Source organism: Sulfurovum sp., from assembly GCF_041562805.1.
Lineage (GTDB): Bacteria > Campylobacterota > Campylobacteria > Campylobacterales > Sulfurovaceae > Sulfurovum.
Window position 1 is genome coordinate 1 of record NZ_JBFFOH010000165.1, and the last position, 5,315, is coordinate 5,315.

Annotated in this window: 5 protein-coding genes and 1 pseudogene; all 6 read right to left on the minus strand. The window is 33.0% G+C overall.

The window, feature by feature from the left end:
* Positions 1–232 (minus strand): annotated as a pseudogene (locus ABYK33_RS13500) (pyridoxal phosphate-dependent aminotransferase family protein); the annotation flags it as partial.
* A gap of 20 nt (positions 233–252) precedes the next feature.
* The gene (locus ABYK33_RS13505; RefSeq protein ID WP_373033798.1) at positions 253–579 is read right to left on the minus strand and encodes a hypothetical protein; all 327 of its coding nucleotides are present in this window, start codon (positions 577–579) and stop codon (positions 253–255) included.
* The gene (locus tag ABYK33_RS13510) at positions 569–874 is read right to left on the minus strand and encodes a type II toxin-antitoxin system prevent-host-death family antitoxin (protein WP_373033799.1); all 306 of its coding nucleotides are present in this window, start codon (positions 872–874) and stop codon (positions 569–571) included. Before ABYK33_RS13510 ends, ABYK33_RS13505 begins: the two co-directional genes overlap by 11 nt.
* 195 nt (positions 875–1,069) lie before the next feature.
* Positions 1,070–1,300 carry an ORF6N domain-containing protein gene (locus tag ABYK33_RS13515; protein WP_373033800.1) on the minus strand — a complete coding sequence of 77 codons (231 nt, stop codon included), beginning with the start codon at positions 1,298–1,300 and terminating at the stop codon, positions 1,070–1,072.
* A gap of 117 nt (positions 1,301–1,417) precedes the next feature.
* Positions 1,418–4,900 (minus strand): VPA1262 family N-terminal domain-containing protein, encoded by a 3,483-nt coding sequence (locus tag ABYK33_RS13520; protein WP_373033801.1) that lies wholly within the window; start codon positions 4,898–4,900, stop codon positions 1,418–1,420.
* Between the two features lie 174 nt (positions 4,901–5,074).
* Positions 5,075–5,315: NfeD family protein (locus ABYK33_RS13525; protein ID WP_373033802.1), on the minus strand; the 241-nt coding region annotated here is incomplete at its 5' end.

The following is a 5,315-nucleotide window of genomic DNA, read 5'->3' on the forward strand; positions in this document are numbered from 1 at the left end:
TCCGGGTATAACCGTTTACTAACATCGAAGCTTTTGCTGCATGAGACTCCAAAGCATTAAGAGCATTGATAGCCGCTTGCAAGATCTCTCTGTTATGTGCCAAACCAAGGTAATCATTCGAGGCCAAGTCAACAACACTCTTATCGAAGATGCGGCGCTCCCGGTAGCGCCCCGAACGTTTCAGTGCGGCTAGCTCATTTTCATAGTAGTTCATTACAGTTTCTCTTTCCAATTTTCAAAAACATCCATATGCTATTTTAGCCCTATACCGCTCTCGACTAATCTGCGATAGGCCTCTTCGTACACTATATTCTTAGATCTTGGACCGATAGCGATCAGTTCTACAATCTGTACCTCGTTGTTTTTGACACGTATGACGATTCTTATCGTTGCGTTTGCTATATAGATCTTGCGACATTCCCCAAGCAGGCTGTCTCCAATGTTTTCCAATGGCAAGGAACAGCCCAAGGGGTTTTTTTTGAGCCTTTGAATGTACGCATCGACCTCTGTAAATTCATCATCACTCAGTGCTTCCAGATCACCAAACACTTCGGGATAATATTGAACTTTAAACGGCACGCTTCATCTTCGCTTTTCTGCGCTCGGCATAATCATCATAATCGCGAAGCGCTGCTTCGTTACCATCAACACGTTCATGCACCATCTGTGCAAGACTCAAATCTTCTGCCAAGTTAGCCAGCTGTTTTATCCGCTCATACTCTGCAATGCTGATAACCACAGCCTCCGGTTTGTTGTTTTTAACAACCGCAAGCTTCTCAACACTTCCGCTAATGATCTTAGAGATATACCCGCCAAACCCTTTCGCAAAGTCGGTAGAGGGAACAAGCTCTTCTGTTGTATATGAAATCTTCATAACATTTCTTCCTTTATATTGTACGTATTATAGCGAGTAATATATTGCGGATTTATTAATACATAGAGAAGGGTCTGTAAGTTTTACTTTTCTTGATAGTTCCTTTACCTTGGCAAAGATTTCGATGATCGTAAAAGTCATTTCTGAGCTTTTGAATATCGTTGCGACCATATAGAGACTCTTCTCTGTAAACACTCAAGGATTGTGCCCGCCATAGTACTGTTTGGAAGGGGTCACATTTTGTGACCCCATAACACTCAGTTCATCATCTGATACTTGATAAGCATAATCTCCTGGAAACTTCTCTATATTCCTCTTAATCTGTTGTCTAAGTTTTTTAGATTCAACATTATAAAGTTCAGCTACATCTTTATCCAACAACAAAAGCTTATTTTTGAATGATTCATACTTTGTGATATCTGACATACCATACTCTATTTCAACCCTATGACGCTCTCGACCAATCTACGATAGGCTTCTATGTTTTTAGACCTTGAGCCAATAGCGATCAATTCAACGATCTGTATCTCATATAATAAGTTCTCAAACAAACTCAACATTCTCCAAATTCTCTTGAGAAATATTTAACGTAATAATTTTATTTTTTAACGTTAGTGTAATTTCAGAAATATCCCCTTTTAGAAGTTTCATCATTTCTGTCGGAAAATCCAATAGATGTTTATCTGAAATGCCGGCTTCTTCCAATATCTCTATGTATTTTTCAATAATATCATTTGGTACTTCTTTTTTCTCTAAATAAAGGTTGTTACACATCAAAACAATCCATTTAATTGCATAATAAACTGGATCACTTGAATTATCTACAATTTCTTGTAATTTCAATGGGCCTTCTTCTTCGAGTTTCATGTAATCCTTTGAAACACATAATAAATAATTCGATATAGGGAATTGTTTTAGTTCATTCTTCTGAAAGGAAGTATCATTAAGACTTATTAAAAGCTGTGAAAGATTAGCCAAAAGGGTATGATACATATTTTCATTGACAGCATAAATATGACATTTGTCAGATTCAAATAAATCATTTGTATGCTTGTATAATTCTTTTATAATGATAAAAATTTTAGACAAGTCACCACCTTGTTGCAAAAATCTCAACAAAAACTCACTTACAAAAAACAATAATGAAGCTAAGCGGTCTGCTAATTGAGTAGTATTGCCTTTATATAAGGGTTCTTCTAGCTTTAGCTTTGCAGGAATAATAAATTTAGAATTCCACGATAATAGTCCGTTCATTAAATTGTTCTTATATATATCTAAGTATGCTGCACCAGCCCAGTTAATATTTAGTAATACCTGATCATAATAATGACACTCCAAATCTTCAAGTGATTTCCAGCCATAATTTGACTCAAGTCTTTCCAACACTAACATAAATAGCTTGTTTCTTTCAATTAAGTTAGTTAAATACATCCCAAAACGATATATAAATTCATTCTTATCAAAAAAGCAACTATAAATTTCTTCTACTTCATCTTGTTCTAATTCTATAGTATCCCAAATGGCACACGCATTTTCTGAGATATCATCTAAATGACTTAATATTTCAGCGATTCGCTCATCATCTCCTAGTGCTCTATAATAACGGTGCATATATTCTTTATAACGTCTAGCTAACGAAAAGACAATCAACTTTTTTGAAATATTATTTTCTTCAAATATTTCAATACTACGGCTTGAATCATCTAATGATGTAGTGATATATACCATTCCCATTATTTTACATATTAGAGTATTAGACTGTATTAAATTAACTCCAAAGCTTCTATCAAAAAAATCATATCTGCAAATAACATCTAAAATATAACCTGCAAATATATTATTTAATATTTCGGAAGAAAGATCTTTTTGACTTATATTGATTGATTGTGACCGTATTAAGAAATAAGAAGAAAAAAGCAGCCCCCAATGCTTATGAATATCTCTAAGACCATAAATAAAAGCATTTTCTGCATACTCAAAAAATTCCTTTACACTCTTTATCTCAGGTATTACTACATCCAAACTATACGTTTTTTCATAAATAATATTTTTACTTAATAAGCATACTTCATTAAATACTTCCTGTAAGTCTTTACTCTTTTTTTTTGTCTTTAGCCATTTTATTATATCTTCCATAGTTCTTTCAGAATGAGATCGTGCACACAATTCTCCTGAAACCATTAAGATACAAGCTAAGTCCTGAGAAGAAAAAGTTTTATGGGATAAGAAAACATTCTTTTGAATTTGTTCTGAAAAAAGTCCTGTATCAACAATAAAACTTTCTCCATCTTTAGTAATCATTCCTTTTGAAAGAGCTAAAATATCTTTGTTGACTTTTTTCCAACCCTTGAAAAACCAATGATATACTTTCAACAATAAAGAACTTTCTTCATTAACTATATGACTAATACCTGCTAAGAACCATGTTGATGTAAACGTGCTTTCAGTTTCTTGATTGTAAGAAAAAATAGTATTTGTTTTTTCAGAAAAAAGAGATGAATCCCATAACACTTCTCGCTTAATATCCCAATCTAACTTTTCAAAATAATCCAATACCTTTTCAGAAGTATCCATATCCAAAGGCATATAAGTAAAGGGGAACGATTCACAATAACCACTTAGGCTATTTGAAAGCATATATACATTTTTTTCATTCCCATTTCGTATGATAATAAAACGGTCATGAAAAAGTTTTTTTCCATTTGCCCTTGTATGGTTTTCAATCTTCAGTGTACATTTAATTTCATTCATGCACTCTTTCAAAGTTTGTTTAAACCCAGATATAGTATCTTCTTCAGAAAATTCATTATGCGTACTAAGACTTGTTATCACATGGATGTTGATTCCACTTTTAACTCTTCTCAATGATTCAGTAACAACCTTACTGCTAAAATAAGGATCAATAATTGTAACGTGTTGAGAACTGTTTATTAAGCTAATCAACCACGTAAATGCTTCACCCTTTTCGTCAATATTTTCGTACTTTAAAAAGAAACCGCCTTTCAATTTAGAAGTGATAGGGCTAGTCTTTAAAAACAGATCATATATACGATGTTTACTCTTTTTATATAACGACTTATCATAATCTATAGTTGAAGAGATATTCTTTGAATTGGAAACAATTTTTTTAGCTTTTTCTTGACTTTCACCTTGTAGTTTTTTGGTAAGTTTGTCATTAATTTGATAAGATGGACTAGAGATCATATTCATCCCCATAGAAATAGATTCAATATAATGATTACACTCTTTATGAAGTAAATCTCCTTCTTCAGTAAACACCGTCATTTCAGCAGTATTAAAATTGTATTCTACTTCATAAAATAACGATTTTTGAGATAATGTTAAAAGCTTATCAAAAACAATTTCTTCTACATCTCTCAATACAATATGAACCATTAAGTTCTCACTATTATTACTTGGTTTTCGTAAAGTAACTCCATTATGATTACTCAATAATTCAGGGAAACTTTTTACTTTTACACTGTGTACCTCAAAACAACCAATTCTGTAACTATACGAAGTAGCCATCCTCAGACCAACACTTTTTTCCACAAACCCCAATACATCATTTTTAAAAGATTTCAATTCAAGATATGATAATGATTCAAGATAATCAAGTAAGGCTACCTGATGCTCTGTATAATAAACTTTCACATATTCCGTATAAGAACTTAAACTCTCAGGTGCACGTCCCTGAAAACGAGTAAAATTATCTGAGGATAATTGATCCATTTGATAATATGAACGTTTATCCACGATTGAAATAGCCATATTGTCAAAATACAACCCATTAAGTATATTAGTACTTATTGAACTTTCTAGTGTTTTCCAATCCATAAGATTAATTCTTGCTTTCAAGACAAGGACTTTTCCTAATGCATTAAACTCTATAGTATCAACCGTCTTTAATGAAAAAGCTTTTAAGGAACTGCTTCGTTGTATACACGAATACAATAAATATTTTTTATTATCTTCCTCATATATAAATGAAACAAAATTATATAAATCTAACTCCATTTCACTCATTATTATGCACCTTCCACAATTTTAATCTCATCATCGGCCAGTCAGTCAGTCAATAAAGCGCATAAACCATAGTATCTATCTATTTGTGACTTAATTTCCAAAAGTAAAGTTCTGTTAATACTCATTAAAGTACTCTTCTCGTTCGTCTTGGTCTTTTAGACTTAGTACTATTATTTATTTGGCAAGCTTTACCTTATTATTCACAATATCCAGCACCTCGACCCTGTCGCCGTCTTTGTACTGACTCAAGTCGTCATCACTCTGCCAGTAGGTACCGTCCATCTTGATCATGCCGCCGTCGATTACACCGATGCCGCTTTTGTGTATCTTCTCTTCCGTATTGTCCTGTGTTCTGTTAATAAGGTTCATACTCCATTTTCGCAAGGCAAGAAGCAGGAGCAGACCTATAGAAACA

Excerpts from the sequence above, each read along its gene's own strand:
- ABYK33_RS13510 (WP_373033799.1), bottom strand. The coding sequence starts at position 874 with ATGAAGATTTCATATACAACAGAAGAGCTTGTTCCCTCTACCGACTTT.
- ABYK33_RS13515 (WP_373033800.1), bottom strand. The coding sequence starts at position 1,300 with ATGTCAGATATCACAAAGTATGAATCATTCAAAAATAAGCTTTTGTTG.
- ABYK33_RS13520 (WP_373033801.1), bottom strand. The coding sequence starts at position 4,900 with ATGAGTGAAATGGAGTTAGATTTATATAATTTTGTTTCATTTATATAT.